This is a genomic window from Hylemonella sp. P2_B10 (assembly GCF_056404875.1).
Window position 1 is genome coordinate 545,556 of sequence record NZ_JBFUDE010000002.1, and the last position, 18,957, is coordinate 564,512.

Here is an 18,957-nt window from a genome sequence, read left to right on the forward strand (position 1 = left end):
CCCTTAGAACATAAGAAATCATGAAAAAGAGCCTCAAACCCACGCAACTTGCGATTCTCGTCAGCGCGCTGTTCGCAGCCCCGGCCCTGTGGGCCCAAAGCCAGCCCACCGATGTGGGTCGCATCTCCGTTGAAGGCCAAGGCGCCGGCGGCCTGATCCAGGCGGAAGACACGCCCAAGGCACGCAGCTCGGTCAACAAGGCCTACATGGACTCGCTGAACCCGGCCAACAACCCCTACCAGGCCATCGCGCTGCTGCCTGGCGTGAGCACCTTCAGCTACGACGCCACCGGCCTGTTCGGCGGCGGCATGCGCGTGCGCGGTGCCAACAGCGACCAGATGGGCTTCACCATCAACGGCGCGCCGGTGAATGACTCCGGCAGCTTCTCGGTCTTCCCGCAAGAGTATTCGGACACGGAAAACCTGTGCGAAATCTTCGTCACGCAAGGTTCCACCGACACCGAAGCCCCCCACGTGGGTGCTTCCGGCGGCAACATCGGCATGACCACCTGCTCGCCCAAGGACGTGTTCGGCTTCAAGATTTCGCAGTCGTTCGGCGACCTGCGCTTCTACAAGACCTTCATCCGTGTCGACTCCGGCAAGTTTGCCAATGACATGGCCAAGCTGTTCATCTCGTACACCAAGTCCGAGGCCGACAAGTTCAAGGGCTCGGGCAAGGCCGACAAGGAGCACGTCGACTTCGGCGCCGAGTTCCGCCCCAACGCCAACTGGTTCGCCGCCACCAGCTTCCTGTACAACAAGGCGATCAACAACAACTACCAGACTGGCAGCTACGCCAACTTCGCGCAGTTCGGCACCTCGTATGAGTTCACCGACACACCGCCCCAGCACAAGACGCCTGGCGCCGGCGCCCAGATCGACACCGTGTCGCCCATCGCTCCGTACTACGGCTATGCGCTGAACCCGTTCCGCAACTGGCTGTGGACCGGCAAGCTCGAGTACAAGGCCAACAAGGACCTGTCCTTCGCCGCCGAGCCGTACTTCTGGTTCGGTTACGGCACCGGTGGTGTGCAGCAGGTCATCCTGGGCGAGTCTGGCGCAGCCGCCAACCGTGCCCCGCTGATCGGCGGCGGCATCAAGGACATCAACGGCGACAGCGACTCGCTGGACCAGGTCATCATCTACCGCGGTTCCGTCACGCGCACCTACCGCCCCGGTATCACGCTGAAGAGCAATTTCCGCCTGGACAACAACGACATCCTGGTCGGCTACTGGTATGAGCAAGCCCGCCACATCCAGACCCAGCCCGGTACCCGCGTGGACAACAACGGCAACATCGACGACCTGTGGCTGGCCGATGAAAGCAAGCTGATCCGTCGCGCCGACGGCAGCCTGTACCAGGGCCGCGACCAGCAGACCATCAGCACGGCCTCGTCCGTGTTCCTGTCGGACAGCATCAAGCTGATGCAGGACCGCCTGAACCTGCAACTGGGTGTGCGCCGCACGGAGATCAAGCGCGACTTCACCAACTTCGCCAACGAAGGCACCGGCCAGGGCGCGACGTACTTCTACAGCCAGACGTACGCCAAGACCATGGGCAGCTTCGGCGCCAAGTACGCGCTGGACGCACAGCAGCAGGTGTACGTCAACATCGCCGACAACATGAAGGCGCCCGGCAACTTCAGCTACCAGAGCCTGTTGAACGGCGGCACCGTCGTGAACGGCGCGCTGACCGGCGCCTTCACCCAGCGCACCCCCAACGTGCAGATGGAAACGTCGACCAACCTGGACCTCGGCTACCGCTATAACGGCGATGCGCTGACGTTCTCGGGCTCGGTGTACTACAACCGCTTCAAGAACCGCATCGCCCGCTCCTTCGACCCGATCGCCAACCTGTCCACCGACTTCAACGTCGGCGACGTGACGATCAAGGGCTTCGAGCTGGAAGCTGGCTACCGCTTCACGCCCAACTGGTCGGTGTACGGCTCGCTGTCCAACACCAGCGCCATCATGCACGACAACCTGTACACCAGCGCCACGGTGTTCGAGTTGACCGGCGGCAAGCAGTTGCCCGACACCCCGAACTGGCTGTCCAGCCTGTCCATCAACTACGCCAGCGACAGCCTGTACGGCAGCCTGCAAGGCAAGTACAACGGCCACGTGTACTCCACGCTGGTCAACGACCAGGACGTGGCCGGCTACACGCAATGGGACCTGACCCTGGGCTACAAGTTCAAGCCCACCAGCTTCCTGAAGACGCCGACCATCCAGCTCAACGTGTCCAACCTGTTCGGCGTCGAGTACTTCCGCGTCAACTCGCCCAGCGGCAGCAACTTCGTGACCCGTGCGGTGGGTGCCGGCAGCTCCCAGCCGTTCTACTACGTCGGTTCGCCGCGCTTCACGTCCATCACGCTGAAGTCGGACTTCTGACCGTCACGCGGGCTTGGCGCCCGTGCACAACAAAAAGCCGGCCCTTGGGCCGGCTTTTTTTCATGGGCCTGGAATTTCAGCGGTTGGCCACGGCCAGCCAGAACGCCAGCAGATCCAGGTCCAACTGCACACCACCACTGAGCGGGCCTTTGTAGTACAGGCGGGCCGCGCCACTTTCATTGACCAGCAGGGTATGGGTGCCGTAGCTGCGCGAGCGGTAACCGCCGGCCGACTGCGAGGCCTGGCCGGTCGGGGCAAAATACTGCGGGTACATGCGCTCGGCCCAGGCGAACACCTTGTCGGCGTCGGCCACGTTCAGCGCCAATAGGTTCAGCGTCCCCTGGCCGGCAACCCCGAGCACGGGAGTGGGCGTGAACGTCAACGCCCGGCCGGTGCCGCGCTGGCCAAAGTCGTCCGAGCCCCAGCACTGGCCGGTGCCGTTGGCCAGGGTGGCGCAGGTGGTGCCGCTGGTCGCGGACACCCGGGTCGCGGTGCCGATGCCTGTGACCTGCGCCGGCAGCGCGCTGTTGGTCAAGCCACCAATGCCCAGCTGGTTGTAGGCATTCAGCCCCCAGCAGCGCAGCTGCCCGCTGGCCAGCACGGCGCAGGTCTGGCCGCTGCCCGCAGACACCGCCACAGCCGTGCTGATGCCGCTGACGGTGACCGGCACATTGCTGTTGGTGCTGCCGCCATTGCCCAACTGGCCGCTGCTGTTGTCGCCCCAGCAACGGATGCCGCCGGTGGCCAGCAAGGCGCAGGCATGAGTGCCCCCCACAGACACCTTGACGGCGTTGGCCATGCCACTGACGGCCACCGGCACCGGCGACGTGACGACGCTGCCGTTGCCCAGCTGCCCGCTGGCGTTCGCCCCCCAGCACTGCACGGCGCCGCTGGCGAGCACCACGCAGCTGGCATTGGTGCCGGCCGACACGGCAACAGCCCCGCTGACGCCACCCACGACGGTCGCGTTGAGGTTGTTGGCGAACGACCCATTGCCCAGCTGGCCGGCCGTGCCCTGTCCCCAGCACTGCACGGCGCCGTTGCTCTGCACCGTGCAATTGTGGTTGGCGCCGGATGACAGCGCCACCGCATTGCTAAGCCCGAAGACGGCGATCGGTGTGCCAACGGGAAACCCGGCGCCCAAGGTGCCGCCCAGTTGGTAAAACGTGTTCTGGCCCCAGCACTTCACCGTGCCGTTGCTGCCCAAGGCGCACGAGTGCGATGTGCCCACGCCCAGCGCAGTCGCGCCGCTGATGCCGGGGTGGGTGACCGGGGTCGTCAGGTCGGCGTCGCTGGGGATGCCGGTGACCTCGCCAGAGGTGTTGCGGCCCCAGCATTTCACGCTGCCGCCGCTCAGCAGCGCGCAGCCATGGCTGAAGCCGGCTTCCACCGACACGGTATCCGACAGCGCCATCACAGGCACCGGCGCGTCGCTGTTGGTCGTGCGGCCTATGCCAAGCTGGCCCACATAGTTCGCGCCCCAGCAGGTCACGCCGCCAGCCGCGGTGGCAGCGCAATTGTGCTCGACCCCCGCGGTCAACGACGTCACGCCGGCCAGGCCACTGACGGCCACCGGCGACGCGCTGTCCAGCGACGAACCGTTGCCCAGTTGCCCCATGGAATTGGCACCCCAGCATTGCACCGTGCCGGTGGCCAGCAGCGCGCAGGCGTGGCCCTGGCCCGCCACCAGCGCGGTGGCGTTGCTGATGCCCTTGACCGCGACCGGCGCCGACTTGCTGACAAAGCTGCCATCTCCCAACTCGCCAAAGCTGTTGTTGCCCCAGCACTGCACGCTGCCCGTGGTCAGCAGGGCGCAGCTGAAGTAGGTGCCGGCGGCCACCGCCTTGGCGTTCGAAATGCCAGCCACCGTGCTGGGCGCGAAGGTGTTCACGGCACCGGCGTTGCCAGCCTGGAAATACAGGTTCCAGCCCCAGCACTGCACCACGCCACTGGCCAGCACCACGCAGGCATGTTGGTTGCCGACCGACAGCGCCTTGGCGGTGCTGATGCCCGGCACCGCCATCGGCCCCAGGCTGCCGGCGATGCCGCTGACACCCAGCTGCCCCTGGGCGTTGGAGCCCCAGCACTGCACGGCGCCGGTGGTCTGCAGCGCACACCCTGACCTGGCGCCGGCCGACACCGCCGCCACGTTGCTGATGCCCACCACCGTGCTGGGCACGTAGCTGTCCGTCGTGGTGCCGTTGCCCAGCTGGGCCGTAAAATTCCAGCCCCAGCATTGGGCACTGCCCGTAGCCAGCGCGGCGCAGGTGAAGGTGACACCACCGGCCACCTGGGTGGCGTTGGCGATGCCGCTGACCACCACCGGCGTGGTGATGGAGCCGTCCACCGCGGTGCCATTGCCCAAGCCACCGCGCTGGTTGAAGCCCCAACAGCGCAGGCTGCCGTCGGTGAGCACGGCACAGGTGTGGCTGGAACCCGCGGCCACCATGGGCGTGGCCGCCCGGGCCGGAGATGCCAGCATCACCAACGAACAGAAGGCCCAGGCCAGCGCCAGGGCAACCCGGTATTGCAAACGGCGCTTCATGCCACCACCCAACCGGTTTGCGCAAACCCCGTCAGACCCACATGGGCCTGGTTGGCGCTGGAGGCGATGATGCCGGCAAACCACTCCGGCATGGTCGAGCTGTGGTTGGCCAGGGCAGCCAGCTGCGCCTGCACCACGCTGTTGCTGGGCGCGCCGCCATAGGCGTTGGCATAGATGAAGCTGATCACCGTGGCATCGTCGCTGGCGCCAGCAAAGGCGGCGATGATGCCTGAGGACAGCAGCAAGGCCGCGCCATCCGCCACCGTGGCGCCGCTGTCGAAAAAGCCGAGGAAGACGCCGGCCCAGTCCTTCTGCGTCGGGAAGAACGTGCCCAGCGTGGCCGCCATGGTCAGCATGGCCTTGCCGCCGGCCTGGTCCACCCCCATGTCCAGGGCCAGGCGGCCATCGGCAAACTGCAAGCGCTCCACGCCGCTCAACAGGTCGCTGCCATCGCCGCCAGCACGCTTGTCGGTGATGGTCACCGCCGCTGAGGCACCGGCCACCATGTAGTCCGCCAGCTTGCCGCTGAACTGCGCGGTGTCCAGACCCGCACCGCCTGCCAGCACGTCGTCGCCGGCGCCGCCGGTCAAGTTGTCGCTGCCATCCGCGCCGATCAGGGTGTCGGCCCCCGGGCCGCCCTTGATCACATCATTGCCGCTGGTTCCCACCAGGAACTCGCCCGCAGCACCGCTGTTGGCACTTGCCATCCTCCACCTCCCTGCTTTGTTGTGCAGTGCGGCTGCGGCCTGACCCGGCTGCTTTCACCGCCCTGTTGCGCGGGATTTATAGCATGCCGAGGCTGACAAATCGCGCGCGGCAGGTGTGCCAAACGGTGTAAAGCATCAAATTCGCAACACCTGGCGTCTGGCTGACCTTCACTTGGCCCAGTTGACCCAGCCCGTCCAGGCGGTGACCAGCACCACGATGCCAAAGGCAATGCGGTACCAGGCAAACGGCACGAAGCTGTGGCTGCCAATGTAGCGCAGCAGCCAGCGCACGCAGAACCAGGCGCTGATGAAGGACACCACCAGACCCACTGCGAACATCGGCAGGTCGGCCGTGGACAGGATGTGGCGCTCCTTGTACAGGCTGTACACGCCGGCACCCACCAGCGTGGGAATGGCCAGGTAGAACGAGAACTCGGTGGCCGCCTTGCGCGACAGGCCCAGCAACATGCCGCCGATGATGGTGGCACCGCTGCGGCTGGTGCCGGGGATCATGCCCAGGCACTGCACCAGGCCCACCTTCAACGCGTCCCACAGCGTCATGTCGTCCACCGACTGGATACGCGCCGGCACCGTGCTGGCCGCCTGGCGTTTCTCCACCCACAGGATGATGAAGGCGCCGACGATGAAGGCCGAAGCCACCACCACCGGTGTGAACAGGTAGGCCGAGATGATCTTGTAGACGGTGACGCCTATCACCGCCGCCGGCAGGAAACCCACCACCACATTCAGCGCGAAACGCTGCGCCTGGCGCTGCGTGGCCAGACCGGCCAGCGTCTCGCGGATTTTTTGCCAGTAGACCAGGATCACCGCGAAGATGGCGCCCATCTGGATGGCGATCTCGAACACCTTGGCCTTGCCACCCTCAAAGTCCAGCAGTGCGCCGGCCAATATCAGGTGGCCGGTGGATGAAATGGGGAGAAATTCGGTCAACCCCTCCACGATGCCCATCACCACGGCCTTCATCAGCAACACCAAATCCATACAACCATCTCCAAAACAGGTGGGCCGATTATCGCCACCCGGGCACCCGGCCCGGTGTTGACGGGCGCATTGAGGCTGTAAATCCGTTGTAAACAGCCCGCCGCACGCAGCTTGCGGCGCACCGCCGGCGGCGCCTGTGCGCCACTTCGCGCCGGCCGGCGGCGTTTCGTCTCAGCCCGGTGGCCCCTACCGGCTGCCGGCGGCACAGTCCACATCCAAGGACACCCCCGCCCACTACCGGAGCCCGCCATGCCACTGCCACCCGCCATCGCCATCCACCTGGCCGCCGCCTTGGGCGCGCTGGTCATCGGCCCGGTGGCGCTGTGGGCGCGCAAAGGCCGCCTGCAGCGGCCACGGCTGCACCGCGCCTTCGGCTACGCCTGGGTCACGCTGATGCTGGCCACCGCCGTGTCGGCTCTCTTCATCCGCGACCATGGCATGCCCAATGTGGCCGGTTACACGCCCATCCACCTGCTGGTGCCGTTCACGCTGTTTGGGCTGCTGGGCGCCTTCCACGCGCTGGCCAAGGGCGACATACGGCTGCACCGCCAGCGCATGCAGATGCTGTATTACGGCGCCTGCGTGGCGGCCGGCGCCTTCACGCTGCTGCCCCAGCGCTACCTCGGCCACCTGCTTTGGGGCAGCCTGGGCCTGATCTGACAACACACCCCATCACTGACCTTCCACCGGAGAAATAACATGCTGCTGCAACTTCTGTTTCAACACCCGCAAGCCCTGTTCATGGTGCTCAAGGGCACGCCCACCTGGGTCTGGGGCCTGCTGGCCGCGCTGCTGGCCCTGGGGTTGAGCCAGGTGCGCACCCGCGACGTCAGCCTGACGCGCATGGCCATCCTGCCGCTGGCCATGCCGGCGTTGTCCATCTGGGGCATGGTGTCGGCCTTCAGCGCTTCGCCGCTGTTCGCCTACGTGCTGCTGGCCTGGGTGGCCGGGGTGGCACTGATGGCGGCGTTGATCGCGCCGCGAAAGGCACCCGCCGGCTCCCGCTTTGACGCTGCCAAGCGCAGCTTTCATGTGCCGGGCAGCTGGGCGCCGCTGGCTCTGATCATGGCCATCTTCCTGGTCAAGTACGTGGTGGGTGCCGACATGGCCATGCAACCCGAGTTGGCGCACCACGGCCTGTACACGGTGGTGGTGGGCGGCCTGTATGGTGTGTTCAGCGGTGGCTTCCTGGGGCGCGCGGCCCGCCTGTGGCTGCTGGCGCTGCGCGGCAACACCCAGGCTGAGGCCGCGCTGGCACAGGCCTGACTTGCGGGCAGCGGCCAGGCGGCCGGAAAACCACGGCATACTTCCTCTCCATGCGCCACTTCAACAAGCAGAGCCTGCCGCGCAAAGTGCTGACCTCGGGGGCCATCAACACGGTCATCGCGGTGGTGCTCACCGTCATGGGGGGTGGCCGGCATTTCTGGGGCAACATGGTCTATTCACAGTGCATAGGCCTGAGCACCTGGACCGCCATCGACCTGCTGGGCTGGTGGCTGATACGCGACCAGGCCGAGCGCTGGCGCCGGCTGATCTTCGTCGTGCCGCTGGGTGTGTGCATAGGCGCCTCAATCGGCATCTTCGTGGGCGACGCCCTGTCAGGCCTGGCCAACATGCCGACTTGGGGCAACTACTCGGGCCGCTTCGCCGGCACCATCGCCTTCGGGTTGTTGATAGGCAGCGCCATTTCCTATTTCTTCATGAGCCGCGAACAACTGGCCAATGCGCGCGAAAAACTGGCCCTGGCCGACGCCCAGGCCGAAGCCGCAAAACGCCACGCCGCGCAGGCGCAGCTGAAGCTGCTGGAAACGCAGCTGGAGCCGCACATGCTGTTCAACACGCTGTCCAACCTGCGCATCCTGGTCAGCACCGATCCGCAGCGCGCGCAGCAGATGCTGGACCATCTGGTGGCCTACTTGCGCGCCACGCTGGGCGCATCGCGCGCCAGCACGCAAAGCCTGGCCACCGAGTTCGAACGCCTGAACGACTACCTGACGCTGATGGCCATACGCATGGGCCCGCGCCTGCGTTTCAGCTTCGCGCTACCCGAGGCACTGCGCGAGTTGCCGGTGCCGGGCCTGCTGCTGCAAGCCGTGGTCGAGAACAGCATCAAACACGGGCTGGAGCCCAAGGTGGAGGGCGGCGACATCCATATCAGCGCCCAGTCCGATGGTCGGCTACTGACGCTGCAGGTACGTGACAGCGGCGTCGGCATGCCACAAGGCGCCTCGGCGCCTACACCCGACAGTGGCTTCGGCCTGGTGCAGGTGCGCGAGCGCCTGCACACCACCTATGGCGAGCGCGCCACACTGGCCTTGCAGCCCGCGCCCGATGGCGGCACGCTGGCCACCATCACCCTGCCCTTGCCCGTATGAACACCTCCTTGTCGCCCACCGCCCTGATCGCCGAAGACGAACCGCTGCTGGCCGCCGGCCTGCGCAGCGAACTGACACAAGCCTGGCCGCAGTTGCAAGTGCTGGCCAGCGTGGGCGACGGCGCCTCGGCCGTGAGCCAGGCGCTGGCGCTGCAGCCCGACGTGCTGTTCTTTGACATCCGCATGCCCGGCATGAGCGGCCTGGAAGCCGCTGCCGAGCTGGCCGACGCCTGGCCCGCCGGCCCCGGCGCCAAGCCCTTTCCCGCGCTGGTGTTCATCACCGCCTATGACCAGTACGCGGTGCAGGCCTTCGAAGCCCAGGCGCTGGACTACCTGATGAAGCCGGTGCAGGCGGCACGCCTGCAAAAGACCGTGGCCAAGTTGCAGGCCACGCTGGCCAGCCGGGCGCAAGGTGCGGGCAACGATGTGGACGCCACGCTGGAGCGCCTGGGCCGGATGCTGGGGGCCGCAGGCGCGGCCGGCGGTGCCACGCCCGCAACCGCGCTGCTGCAGGTGGTGCCGGTCGCCGTCGGCAACAGCATACGCATGGTGCCCATTGAGGAGGTGTTGTATTTCGAGGCTGCCGACAAGTACGTGCGGGTGCTGACCGCAGAGCGCGAGTACCTGATACGCACGCCGCTGAAGGAGTTGCTGCCGCAGCTGGACGCGCAGCAGTTCTGGCAGATCCACCGCGGCACCGTGGTGCGCGGCAGCGCCATCGACAGCGTGACGCGCGACGAGGCCGGCAAGCTGACGCTGCTGCTGCGCGGCCGAACCGATAAACTGGTGGTCAGCCGCCTGTACGCGCACCTGTTCAAAGCTTTGTGAGCACCCCATGAGCACCACCGCTGCACCCAGCCCCGACACACCGGCCGGCGCCATCCTGCACTACTGGCTGGGCGACGGCATCGCCAAAGGCTGGCCCAGCCAGGACATGGGCAAGCTGTGGTTTGGCGGCGGGCCTGAGCTGGACGACAGCATGCGCCAGCGCTTTGGCGAACTCGTGCGCCAGGCCCAGACCGGCGACCTGGTGGATTGGGAAGGTGACCCCTGGACGCGCTTGGCCCTGGTGCTGCTGCTGGACCAGTTCAGCCGCAACGTGTTTCGCAAGCAGCCCGAAGCCTTTGCCGGCGACGCCCGCGCCCAGCACCTGGTAAGCGACGCGCTGGCACGCCACTGGGATGCGCATCTGCCCTGGGTGGCCCGGCTGTTCTATTACATGCCGCTGATGCACGCCGAAAACCTGGCATTGCAGGACCAATGCGTGCAAAGCTTCGTCAACCTGGTGGCGCAGGCGCCCGATGCGCTGAAGCCCACCTTCGAAGGCCACCTGAAATATGCCCACCAGCACCGCACGCTGGTGGCCCAGTTCGGCCGCTTTCCGTACCGCAATGCGGTGTTGCAGCGCGAGTGCACGCCGCAGGAGCTGGACTTCCTCAAAGACGGCCCACGTTTCGGACAGTGAATGGCTTCTATCTGGCATGAATTGCCGAATGCGCCGCAGCCGGGCCAATGGGTAGGTCAACGCGATGACCTCACCGATGGCCAGGCGCGAATGCTGGAACTGCCGGCCCCCCAAGCCGGCGCCGAGCCCTTCCGCCTGCTGCTGCTGCGCAGCGGCCAGCAGGTGCTGGCCTATGCCAACCGCTGCGCGCACTTCGGCGTGCCGCTGGCCGAGAAGCAGCAGCAGCTGATCTACACCCCGAACGCCCACATCACCTGCAACGTGCACTACGCGCGCTACCGCTGGCGCGATGGCGCCTGCGAGGCGGGCGACTGCGCCGGTGAGGCGCTGATTCCCATACCGCTGGCGGTGGCGGCTGACGGCAGCATCCGCATCGCCGACAATGGCCCTGTATGAGCGCTGATTCACCGCTGACGCTGCAATCCCTGCCGCTGTTCCCGCTGGGCACGGTGCTGTTTCCCGGCGGCTCGCTGCCGCTGCAGATCTTCGAGGTGCGCTACCTGGACATGGTGGGCAAGTGCCACAAGCTGGGCGCGCCCTTCGGCGTCGTCGGGCTGACGCAAGGCCACGAGGTTGCCCGCGCCGGCGACGGCGTGGAGCGCCCGCAAGAGGCCTTTCAGGCCGTGGGCACGCTGGCCAGCATTGTCGAATTCTCCCAGCCGCAGCCGGGGCTGATGCTGATACGCTGCGTGGGCCAGCAGCGCTTTCGCATCAACCGCAGCGAGCGGCTCAAGCATGGCCTGTGGGTGGCCGATGTGACGCACCTGCCAGCCGACATGAGCCTACCCGTGCCGGACGACCTGAAGCCGGTGGCCAGGGCACTGGAGCGGCTGATCAACACCCTGCACGAGCGCCAGGTGCCGATTGAGCAGATGCCGCTGCGCTCGCCCTACCTGCTGGACGACTGCGCCTGGGTGGCCAACCGCTGGTGCGAACTGCTGAACCTGCCGGTGGAGCAAAAGCAGCAGTGGATGGCGCTGGAGAACCCCTTGGTGCGCCTGGAGTTGGTGAGTGATCTGCTGGAGCGCAGCGGCATCCCTCTGGACTGAGAGCGCGGCCGAAGCGAAGCAGGAGCACCATGCGCAAATTCCTCATCAAACACGGCATGCAAGGCGCGCTCAGGCTGCTGGCCTTCTTCGCCCGCCGGCCGGTCTTTGGCGGCACCACCGAGCGGCTGGTGCGCGGCATGGCCAGCACCACCATTCGTACCAAGGGCCTGCGCCGCGCCAACACATTGGCAGACCTCGGCGAGCAATGGCAGCGCAGCTTTCCGTCCCGCAAGCAGGTGCCCATCACTGCCATCAGAGGCACCACCGTACTGGCCGAAATCCACACTCCCTGCCCGCTGCGCGGCAGTGGTGACTTGCAAGCCTGCCATCGCATGATGGGCTATGACCGAGCGGTGGCCCAGCATGCAGGCGGGCAGTTCCTGGTGCTGCAATCGCAGGCCCAGCCGGGCCGCAGGCATTGCGAAGTGGCGTTGCGCTGGGCCGATGCCGATGTGTCAGATCTGGTGCAGGCGCACCAGAGGCCAGTGGCCCTCCCTTAGCGGCGCGAAAGCCCTGCAGGCACCGGCGCTCAGCGCCGCTGGGCGGGGCCGCGCGCAGCGTCCAGCTCGCGCCCCAAGTCCTGGGCGGCCTGCTTCATGCGCTCCATCACCGGGCCCATGCGGCGGTTCAGCTCGTTGTTGATGCCCTGCATGGCGCGGGGCATCTTGTTCAGCATGCTCTGGCCTATGGGGCTTTGGTAGAAGGCGATCATGCCGTCCACCTCTTCCTGGGTGAAGGTCTCGCGGTACATCACCACATAGATGGGGCGCAGCTTGTCCACCGACAGCTCCTCGTTCATCATGCTGCTGACCTTGTTGCTGAAGTTGTCCAGGGCGCGCTGCTCGGCCGGTATCACCGGCTGGCCCTGCAGCATCTGGTCGGTCACCAGCTTCATGGAGCCGCGAATCTGCGCCCGCACCCCCTCGGCCATCTTGTCGGCCTGGCTGACCGCCATCAGCCGCTCAATGGATTCCAGCGTGGGCGGCGCGGCCTGGGCCGCCAGCGACGTGCAAAACAGCAAGATCAGCGTGGCAATGTGTTTCATGTGGTACTCCTTGGTGGGATCACGTTCACTGTCCGGACTGCTTCTTTTTCAAGGCTGCCAGCTCCGCCGCCATCTCCTTGCCCGCCTGCTGGATCTTTTCCATCAGCGGCGCCATGCGCTTGGGCATGCCGCCCATGATGGACTGCATCACCGCAGGCATCTTGCTCAGCATGGATTGGCCCACGGGGCTTTCATAGAAGGTGATCATGCCGTCGACCTCCTCCTGCGAGAAATTGGCGCCGTAGATCTCCAGGAACATGGGTCTGAATTTCTCCATCGACAAGTCCTCCACCATCGCCGCGCTCGCCTTGGCCACAAACTTGTCGATGACCTTCTGCTCCTCGGCCCCGGGGTTGCGCCCGGCTAGCGCCTGGTCAATGCCGGCCTTCATCATGGCGCCCATCTGCGGCTTCATGGCCTCCAGCATCTTGTCGCTTTTCGAAACCGCCAGCAGGCGCTCTATGGACTGGGGGGTGGGCTGGGCCGCGTGGGCCACTTGAGCCGCGATGGACAGACAGGCCAGGGCCAGCAGGGTGACGGTGCGTTTCATGGCATACCTCCGAATCAGATATGCAACTGTAATGCAGCGCTGCCCCCTTTTTAGAACGACCAGGTGGCGTTTACATAGGCCGTCTGCCGCGTGGGCAGTTGCGCATACAGCGCCCCGTCGCCGCCGCCATAGCGACGCACGCCGCCTTGCAGCAGCAACCGGTCGCCCTGCCAGCCCAGCGCGCTGCTCAGCACCCAGCCGCCATCGGCCGGCGTGTAAAGCACATCCACCGAAGGCGTCCACTTGTCATGCTGCCAGCTCAGGCGCGCATAGGTGTTGGCGCGGCGCAGGCTGCTGGCGGCGCCAAAGGCATCCATCTGCCAGGCCAGGTTGCCGGCCACGGCGGCAGCCGGCGCCCGACTGGCCAGCGCGGCCAAAGCGGCATTGCGCTGGCGCCAGTCATCCCATTGCGCATTGCTCAGCGCCGTGCCGTCCCACCAGGCTTCCACCAGCAGGCTGATCTGGTCGGCATTGGTCCAAGTGCCGCCCACCAGTGCCTGCACCGGGTGCTGCACGGTGGCGGGCTGCCAGGGGCTGGCGCTGGCCAGCGCGCCGGCAGCGCCTGTAAGTGCTTTGGCGTCGGCGCGCTGCAACAGGCGCAGCGACGCATGCAGCTCGGTGGACTCGGTGGCCACCCAGGCCACGGCAGCGCCCACGCTGACGCCGGTGCGCGCGCCGACGCGGGCAAAGCCATGCCAGTCCAGCGCGCCGTCGCGCCGGTACACGCGGGCGGCCAGCGCCGGCTCCTGCGCGCCGCGTGCCTCGGCGTCCGCCGTCGGGTTGACCCACACCAGCGACCACGCCGTGTCGGCATTGAAATGCTCGGCCACCAGCACCGGGCGGCCCTGCGGCGTGCTGGTGACCAGCATGCGGCGCTCCTCCTGCTGCACAAAGTCGTTGGGGCGAAAGGCATAGCCCACGTCCCAGGCGACGATGCGCCGGCCGGCGCTGAACTGCCAGCTGCCGGCATCTACGGTGGTGTACAGCTCGTTGAACCAGGCGCGCGGGGTCCAGCCGCGGCCTTCCAGCCCCTGTTGCTGAAAAGTAGCCACAGCCGTGACGAACTTGCTGCTGGCGCGCAGCTCCGCCTCCAGCAGCAGGCCGCTGGCCGGCGGCGCGGCGGTGCCGGGCTGCAACGCATTGGCCTGGGCCAGCGGGCCGTCACCATTGGCGCTGGGCGCGTTCCACTGCGCGCGCACCTGGCCGCTGAGCTCGCCCTGCGCCTGCGCGGCGGCAGTGGCGGCGCAGCACAACGCCAGCAGGCCCAAGGCGATTCGCGACAGCGTCATGCGGCTCACTCCAGCACCGGGTTCTTGGCCAGGTACATGGGGTTCAGCCAGGCCTCAGGCACCACACGCTCCTTGCGCGCCAGGTAGCGCACCCGGGTTTCCTTGTGGTTGCTGAGCTGGTCCAGCAGCACCATCTCGGTCACGGCCGTGGGAGCAGTGGGCTTGTCCATCACAAAGCGGGCCTGCTTCGCCAACTTGTCAGACTGCACGAACAAGTCCGCCTTCAACGGCTCGTGTTTCACCTTGCCCACCCACAACTCAATGCGCTGGTAGGTCACGCCCTTGCGGTTCGCGCTCAGGCTCAGGTGCACACAGGCTTGCTCGCCACAGCGCTCTTCGCCGGCCACCGTGCCGGTGTAGTCCTCGGCCCAGCTCAGCGTGGCGATGTCACCCACCGAGGCATCGCCCAGCAGCTTTTGCATGGGGGTGATGCGCACCGGGCGCTGGCTGCCGGGCAGCAGCATCCAGTAGTCATCGGCCAGCATCAGCATCTTCTGGCCCTTCTCGGCCGGGCTCTGCATCAACACCAGCGACTGCCGCTTGGCCTGGGCAAACACGGTATAGCGGCGCTCCTTGTCGGCCGAGCCGTCCTTGTTGAAGACGGCAATCTGCGTGTCCACCTGCATGTTGTCGGCGCTGGTGCGAAAGCGGTCGGCGGCTTTCAGCAGCGCGGGTACGTCTTGCGCTTGGGCTTGCAGGGCGGCGCCCAGCAAGGCGGCGATGGCGGTGATGCGAAAAAGTGTTTTCATGAGATTTCCAGATCAGGTTGCTGGTTGTCAGGTGTGGGCCAGCGCATCCACCACCGGCATGTGCACGGTCTTGCGTGCCACCCAGGCGGATGCCAGCATGGTCAGCGCCACCACGGCGATGAAGGTCAGCAGGTACAGCGTGGGGTCGATGGCCACGTTCAGCGGGTAACCGCTGCTGCGGCCCGGGGGCGGTGGCATTTGCACCGGCACCACATACAGCAGCAGCGACACCCCCAGCGCCATGCCCGCGCCGCACAGCGCACCGGCACCGCCCAGCACCATGCCTTCCAGCGCCAGCGTGCGCCGCAGCTGGCCGGGCAGCGTGCCCAGGGCGCGCAGCGTGCCGATCTCGCGGGTGCGCTCGATGATGGCCATGGCCATGGCATTGGTCACCACAAACACCACGATGACACCGATGATGAGCCCCAAGGCACCAAAGATGCGGTTGTACAGGTCGCGCACCGAGGTGTAGAAGAAGGCCTGGTCCAGCCAGGTCTGCACCTTCAAGCCGGGGTTGGCGGCGGCCACGCGCTGCTGCGCACCGTCCACCGCGTCCATGCCGGTCAGGAACACGCCCAGCGTGGACACCTTCTTCGTCACCAGCAAGCGTTGCGCCGTGGCCAAGTCGGTGTAGACCAACCGCTTGTCCTGTGCCGGCACGCCGGTGGAGAAGATGCCCTTCACCGTCACGTCCAGCGCATTCAACGCGCCTTCGGTGGTGCTGGCCAGCAGCGTCAGACTGGTGCCCGGCTTGGCCTTCAGGCTGCGCGCCAGGCCGTCACCCAGCATCACCTCGGCGTCCTTGGCGCCGCTGACCAGGGCCTCGCCCTCGACGATCTTCAGGAACGGCCCCTTGACGGAAAACTCGGCATCCGGGTCCACCCCGGTGGCCATCATGATGGTGGACTTGTCACCATTGCTGATCAGCCCGCCGAACTCGATCTGCGGCAGCACGTTGCGCACCTGCGGGTCGGCCAGCAGCGCGGCGCTCAGTGCCTCGGCATTCTCAAGGCCGTTTTGCAAGGGCGTGTCTTCGTCCTTGCTGAACTGCTCGGGCTTGCCCAGGATCAGGTGGCCGGTGTTGCGCGCGGCGGCCTGCGCCAGCGCCTGGTAGGTGAACAGCGCAAAGCCCCCGGCCAACAAGATGGCAGCGGTGCCCAGCGCGGCGATGCTCACCGTCACCAGTGAGCGGCGGCGGTTGCGCAGCGTGTTCTGGATGGCAAATTTCAGCCAGGTCAGCGACGTGTTCATTGCAGCCTCCCGTCCAGCAGGGCCAGCACGCGGTCGCAGCGGCTGGTCAGCCGGCTGTCGTGCGTGGCGATCACAAAGGCGGCGCCCTCGGCGTGGCAGCGCTCGCGCATCAGCTCCAGCACCTGATCGGCGGTGGCCGAGTCCAGGCTGGCAGTGGGCTCGTCGGCAATCACCAGCCGGGGCCGCTTGATCAAGGCACGGGCAATCGCCACGCGCTGGCGCTGCCCGCCCGACAGCGCGTCGGGCCGGTGCTGCGCATGGTCCTGCAGGCCCACGGCCTCCAGTTGCGCCCGCACGCGGGCCTTGCGCTCGGCCGCCGGCACGCCGGCCAGGAACAGCGGGTAATCCACGTTCTCGGCCACCGTCATCACCGGCACCAGGTTGAAGTTCTGGAACACGAAGCCCAGCGCGTCGCGCCGCAGCAGCGTGCGCTGGTCTTCGTTCATGCCGTTCGCGGTCACGCCGCCCAGCACCACCTCGCCCTCGTCGGCGGTGTCGATCAGACCGCACAGGTTCAGGATGGTGCTCTTGCCGCTGCCCGAGGGGCCGGTCAGCGCCAGCAGCTCGCCGCGCTGCACCTGCAGGTCCACGCCTTGCAATGCGGGGATCACATGACTGCCAAGCCGGTAAGTTTTGCGCACGCCGCGCAGTTCAGCCACAAGATGGCCCCCACGCTCGCCCACTGCGTGTGACTCGCTGCCCCCCGAGGAGGCCTTCGCGCCTTGGGGCGGCCCGGCGGCGCTCAAGTTCTCGCTCGCTGCTCTCATGATAGGCTCGCCAACTGCGCCTTGGCGGTCGGTGCCTGCGGCGCGTTGCGCTCGATCACCAGGTTCAGGTACTTGCGGGCGTCCTCGACGCGCTTGTCGTCCGCCGCCAGCTTGGCCGCGCGCATCCACACATTGCCCTGGAAAGGCAGCGGTGCCTGGGCCAGCAGCGGGCTGCTCACCACCTCGTCAAGCAGCTTGGTGCCACGGGCCTTGCGGTTCATGAAGGCGGGCACGGCCAGGAAGGTGCTGGCGGCGGTAAAGCGCACCTCCAGCGAGCCCGGCGTGCCGTGCTGCACCACCGCGTCGTGCGCGGGCTTCAGCAGCGCCAGCGACTTGTCCAGCAGCGCCATGCCGTCTTCGGCAAACGCCAGCTTCTTCATCGGTGCCGACACGGTGGAGGCCCGCAGGGCGGTGGTGGAGCCGGCATAGGCCATCAACACCGGATTGGTGGGCTCGGCCTTCAGCAGGTCGGCAAAGGCATCGGCCGCCTTGTCGACGGCGCTGCTGTCGCCCTTGTTGGCGGCCAGAAAGTGCTCGAACGCCGGCTGAAACTGGGCGTCCGGGATGGCCTGGGCGGTGCCGGTCAGCGCCAGCACGGCGCTGGCCACGGCCATGCGGATGGCAGACTTGGTATAGGGGGAAAGAGGCATGGTGAAGCTCCGGTTGGGTGGGAATGGGGCGAAGCTTAAGAAAGCAGCCCCTGCGGTGCAGCCGCGCTGAGACGAAATGAGGCGCGGCGGCGCCAGATGCGGCCAGCCGGCGCGAAATGCAGCCGCCGGCGGCCTGGGCGCAGGCGCTGACTGTGGCTTAATGCGGCCTCAGGACCCCGCCCACCCACCGGCCATGACCGACACCGCCGCCGCACTGCCAGCCGCCCTGTCCGCGGAAACACCCGCTCCGGCCAGTTGCCTCAACTGCGCCCAGCCGCTGACGCCCCCTGGCGCCCGCTTCTGCCCCCACTGCGGGCAAGAGGCCCATGTGCGCCCGCCCACATTGGGGGAGTTCGGCCAGCAGTTTGCCGGCGCCTATATCTCCACCGAGGGCGCACTGTGGCGCAGCCTGCGCCTGCTGCTGACGCGGCCAGGCCAGCTGACACTGGAATACTGGCGGGGCCGGCGCAAGCACTACGTGCTGCCGCTGCGGCTGTACCTGACCATCAGCGTGCTGGCACTGGTGCTGATGAAGTTGACCGGCTCCACCACCGTGGACCCCAAGGTGGAGGCACGCATCACGCAGTCCTTCATCAAGGGCGACCATTTCAACATCGTCGGCATGGGGCCGCTGGGGCAGGTCACGATCGAAAAGGGCCAGTTCAGCTGCAACCTGCCGCAGTGGATCTGCGAGCCCATCCACAAGCGCATGCAGGGCGACCCGGCCGTGGCCATGCACTGGCTGCTGGGCGTGCTGGACCGTGCGTCGGACCACTTCGGCCAAGCCATGTTCATCTTGTTGCCCATGTTCGCCGTCTTGACCAAGCTGCTGTACTGGCGGCGCGGCCGCTACTACACCGAGCACCTGGTGCTGGCGCTCAATATCCATGCCTTCTCGTTCCTGATGCTGGCGCTGGGCCAGGTGCCGTGGGGGCCGATGAAAGTGGTCGCCTTTGCCGGCACCTTCGTTTACCCGCTGATCGCGCTGCACAAGGTGTTTGGCGGGCCAGTGTGGAAGAACCTGCTGCGCGGCCTGACCATCAGCCTGTTGCACGGCGTGATGGTGCTGGCAGTGCTGTGGGCGCTGCTGATCTGGGCGCTGATCAGTTGATTGGTTGAGCGCG

General features: G+C 66.8%; 20 protein-coding genes. 10 read left to right on the forward strand and 10 right to left on the reverse strand.

Translation table 11 applies throughout. The annotated features are described in order from the left end of the window. The first annotated feature begins 20 nt into the window (after positions 1-20). Positions 21-2,390 (forward strand): TonB-dependent receptor, encoded by a 2,370-nt coding sequence (locus AC1DX2_RS10305; RefSeq protein ID WP_477196246.1) that lies wholly within the window; start codon positions 21-23, stop codon positions 2,388-2,390. Between the two features lie 76 nt (positions 2,391-2,466). Here the strand turns inward: AC1DX2_RS10305 and AC1DX2_RS10310 are convergent, their stop codons facing one another. The 3 genes from AC1DX2_RS10310 to AC1DX2_RS10320 form a co-directional block, all read right to left on the reverse strand. Further along, positions 2,467-4,935, reverse strand: a complete 2,469-nt coding sequence (locus AC1DX2_RS10310; protein WP_477196247.1) for an RCC1 domain-containing protein — start codon at positions 4,933-4,935, stop codon at positions 2,467-2,469. Beyond that, a complete protein-coding gene (locus tag AC1DX2_RS10315; protein ID WP_477196248.1) occupies positions 4,932-5,642 on the reverse strand; it encodes a calcium-binding protein in 711 nt (236 codons plus the stop codon). Before AC1DX2_RS10315 ends, AC1DX2_RS10310 begins: the two co-directional genes overlap by 4 nt. A 168-nt stretch (positions 5,643-5,810) precedes the next feature. Next, positions 5,811-6,644: an undecaprenyl-diphosphate phosphatase gene (locus tag AC1DX2_RS10320; protein WP_477196249.1), complete on the reverse strand. Its 834-nt coding sequence runs from the start codon at positions 6,642-6,644 to the stop codon at positions 5,811-5,813. A 249-nt stretch (positions 6,645-6,893) separates the two neighbouring features. Here AC1DX2_RS10320 and AC1DX2_RS10325 point away from each other — a divergent pair, with 249 nt between their 5' ends. From AC1DX2_RS10325 to AC1DX2_RS10360, 8 genes are read left to right on the forward strand one after another with little or no spacing between them, the layout of a single operon-like run. Beyond that, on the forward strand, positions 6,894-7,304 hold the full coding sequence (locus tag AC1DX2_RS10325; RefSeq protein ID WP_477196250.1) for a DUF2306 domain-containing protein: 411 nt from the start codon (positions 6,894-6,896) through the stop codon (positions 7,302-7,304). 39 nt (positions 7,305-7,343) lie between these two features. Next, the gene (locus AC1DX2_RS10330) at positions 7,344-7,910 is read left to right on the forward strand and encodes a DUF6622 family protein (protein WP_477196251.1); all 567 of its coding nucleotides are present in this window, start codon (positions 7,344-7,346) and stop codon (positions 7,908-7,910) included. A gap of 50 nt (positions 7,911-7,960) precedes the next feature. Next, a complete protein-coding gene (locus AC1DX2_RS10335; protein WP_477196252.1) occupies positions 7,961-9,019 on the forward strand; it encodes a sensor histidine kinase in 1,059 nt (352 codons plus the stop codon). Next, entirely contained in the window at positions 9,016-9,846 is an 831-nt protein-coding gene (locus AC1DX2_RS10340; protein WP_477196253.1) for a LytR/AlgR family response regulator transcription factor, read from the forward strand. The genes AC1DX2_RS10335 and AC1DX2_RS10340 overlap by 4 nt, the downstream gene beginning before the upstream one ends. Positions 9,847-9,853: 7 nt before the next feature. Beyond that, complete coding sequence (locus AC1DX2_RS10345) at positions 9,854-10,483, forward strand: DUF924 family protein (RefSeq protein WP_477196254.1); 630 nt, start codon at positions 9,854-9,856, stop codon at positions 10,481-10,483. Then, entirely contained in the window at positions 10,484-10,879 is a 396-nt protein-coding gene (locus AC1DX2_RS10350; RefSeq protein WP_477196255.1) for a Rieske (2Fe-2S) protein, read from the forward strand. Continuing rightward, positions 10,876-11,532 (forward strand): LON peptidase substrate-binding domain-containing protein, encoded by a 657-nt coding sequence (locus tag AC1DX2_RS10355; protein WP_477196256.1) that lies wholly within the window; start codon positions 10,876-10,878, stop codon positions 11,530-11,532. The genes AC1DX2_RS10350 and AC1DX2_RS10355 overlap by 4 nt, the downstream gene beginning before the upstream one ends. A gap of 29 nt (positions 11,533-11,561) precedes the next feature. Then, positions 11,562-12,032 (forward strand): hypothetical protein, encoded by a 471-nt coding sequence (locus AC1DX2_RS10360; protein ID WP_477196257.1) that lies wholly within the window; start codon positions 11,562-11,564, stop codon positions 12,030-12,032. Positions 12,033-12,061: 29 nt separating this feature from the next. Here the strand turns inward: AC1DX2_RS10360 and AC1DX2_RS10365 are convergent, their stop codons facing one another. Genes AC1DX2_RS10365 through AC1DX2_RS10395 form a run of 7 tightly spaced genes read right to left on the reverse strand, consistent with a single transcriptional unit; the run spans position 12,062 to position 17,833 of the window. Then, positions 12,062-12,577, reverse strand: coding sequence for a DUF2059 domain-containing protein (locus AC1DX2_RS10365; RefSeq protein ID WP_477196258.1), 516 nt, complete (start codon positions 12,575-12,577; stop codon positions 12,062-12,064). Positions 12,578-12,602: 25 nt separating this feature from the next. Continuing rightward, positions 12,603-13,127, reverse strand: a complete 525-nt coding sequence (locus tag AC1DX2_RS10370) for a DUF2059 domain-containing protein (protein ID WP_477196259.1) — start codon at positions 13,125-13,127, stop codon at positions 12,603-12,605. A 50-nt stretch (positions 13,128-13,177) separates the two neighbouring features. After that, entirely contained in the window at positions 13,178-14,416 is a 1,239-nt protein-coding gene (locus tag AC1DX2_RS10375; protein ID WP_477196260.1) for a hypothetical protein, read from the reverse strand. Positions 14,417-14,421: 5 nt separating this feature from the next. Continuing rightward, complete coding sequence (locus tag AC1DX2_RS10380; protein ID WP_477196261.1) at positions 14,422-15,165, reverse strand: outer membrane lipoprotein-sorting protein; 744 nt, start codon at positions 15,163-15,165, stop codon at positions 14,422-14,424. 27 nt (positions 15,166-15,192) lie between these two features. Next, positions 15,193-16,416, reverse strand: coding sequence for an ABC transporter permease (locus AC1DX2_RS10385; protein WP_477196262.1), 1,224 nt, complete (start codon positions 16,414-16,416; stop codon positions 15,193-15,195). After that, positions 16,413-17,183: an ABC transporter ATP-binding protein gene (locus AC1DX2_RS10390; protein WP_477196263.1), complete on the reverse strand. Its 771-nt coding sequence runs from the start codon at positions 17,181-17,183 to the stop codon at positions 16,413-16,415. Before AC1DX2_RS10390 ends, AC1DX2_RS10385 begins: the two co-directional genes overlap by 4 nt. Further along, positions 17,180-17,833 (reverse strand): hypothetical protein, encoded by a 654-nt coding sequence (locus AC1DX2_RS10395; protein ID WP_477196264.1) that lies wholly within the window; start codon positions 17,831-17,833, stop codon positions 17,180-17,182. The genes AC1DX2_RS10390 and AC1DX2_RS10395 overlap by 4 nt, the downstream gene beginning before the upstream one ends. Before the next feature lie 193 nt (positions 17,834-18,026). Here AC1DX2_RS10395 and AC1DX2_RS10400 point away from each other — a divergent pair, with 193 nt between their 5' ends. After that, entirely contained in the window at positions 18,027-18,944 is a 918-nt protein-coding gene (locus AC1DX2_RS10400; protein ID WP_477196265.1) for a DUF3667 domain-containing protein, read from the forward strand. Positions 18,945-18,957: the final 13 nt, after the last annotated feature.

What these genes read in the sequence shown, in the direction of transcription:
- AC1DX2_RS10305 (WP_477196246.1), top strand. Translation starts at nt 21, where the DNA reads ATGAAAAAGAGCCTCAAACCCACGCAACTTGCGATTCTCGTCAGCGCG.
- AC1DX2_RS10310 (WP_477196247.1), bottom strand. Translation starts at nt 4,935, where the DNA reads ATGAAGCGCCGTTTGCAATACCGGGTTGCCCTGGCGCTGGCCTGGGCC.
- AC1DX2_RS10315 (WP_477196248.1), bottom strand. Translation starts at nt 5,642, where the DNA reads ATGGCAAGTGCCAACAGCGGTGCTGCGGGCGAGTTCCTGGTGGGAACC.
- AC1DX2_RS10320 (WP_477196249.1), bottom strand. Translation starts at nt 6,644, where the DNA reads ATGGATTTGGTGTTGCTGATGAAGGCCGTGGTGATGGGCATCGTGGAG.
- AC1DX2_RS10325 (WP_477196250.1), top strand. Translation starts at nt 6,894, where the DNA reads ATGCCACTGCCACCCGCCATCGCCATCCACCTGGCCGCCGCCTTGGGC.
- AC1DX2_RS10330 (WP_477196251.1), top strand. Translation starts at nt 7,344, where the DNA reads ATGCTGCTGCAACTTCTGTTTCAACACCCGCAAGCCCTGTTCATGGTG.
- AC1DX2_RS10335 (WP_477196252.1), top strand. Translation starts at nt 7,961, where the DNA reads ATGCGCCACTTCAACAAGCAGAGCCTGCCGCGCAAAGTGCTGACCTCG.
- AC1DX2_RS10340 (WP_477196253.1), top strand. Translation starts at nt 9,016, where the DNA reads ATGAACACCTCCTTGTCGCCCACCGCCCTGATCGCCGAAGACGAACCG.
- AC1DX2_RS10345 (WP_477196254.1), top strand. Translation starts at nt 9,854, where the DNA reads ATGAGCACCACCGCTGCACCCAGCCCCGACACACCGGCCGGCGCCATC.
- AC1DX2_RS10350 (WP_477196255.1), top strand. Translation starts at nt 10,484, where the DNA reads ATGGCTTCTATCTGGCATGAATTGCCGAATGCGCCGCAGCCGGGCCAA.
- AC1DX2_RS10355 (WP_477196256.1), top strand. Translation starts at nt 10,876, where the DNA reads ATGAGCGCTGATTCACCGCTGACGCTGCAATCCCTGCCGCTGTTCCCG.
- AC1DX2_RS10360 (WP_477196257.1), top strand. Translation starts at nt 11,562, where the DNA reads ATGCGCAAATTCCTCATCAAACACGGCATGCAAGGCGCGCTCAGGCTG.
- AC1DX2_RS10365 (WP_477196258.1), bottom strand. Translation starts at nt 12,577, where the DNA reads ATGAAACACATTGCCACGCTGATCTTGCTGTTTTGCACGTCGCTGGCG.
- AC1DX2_RS10370 (WP_477196259.1), bottom strand. Translation starts at nt 13,127, where the DNA reads ATGAAACGCACCGTCACCCTGCTGGCCCTGGCCTGTCTGTCCATCGCG.
- AC1DX2_RS10375 (WP_477196260.1), bottom strand. Translation starts at nt 14,416, where the DNA reads ATGACGCTGTCGCGAATCGCCTTGGGCCTGCTGGCGTTGTGCTGCGCC.
- AC1DX2_RS10380 (WP_477196261.1), bottom strand. Translation starts at nt 15,165, where the DNA reads ATGAAAACACTTTTTCGCATCACCGCCATCGCCGCCTTGCTGGGCGCC.
- AC1DX2_RS10385 (WP_477196262.1), bottom strand. Translation starts at nt 16,416, where the DNA reads ATGAACACGTCGCTGACCTGGCTGAAATTTGCCATCCAGAACACGCTG.
- AC1DX2_RS10390 (WP_477196263.1), bottom strand. Translation starts at nt 17,183, where the DNA reads ATGAGAGCAGCGAGCGAGAACTTGAGCGCCGCCGGGCCGCCCCAAGGC.
- AC1DX2_RS10395 (WP_477196264.1), bottom strand. Translation starts at nt 17,833, where the DNA reads ATGCCTCTTTCCCCCTATACCAAGTCTGCCATCCGCATGGCCGTGGCC.
- AC1DX2_RS10400 (WP_477196265.1), top strand. Translation starts at nt 18,027, where the DNA reads ATGACCGACACCGCCGCCGCACTGCCAGCCGCCCTGTCCGCGGAAACA.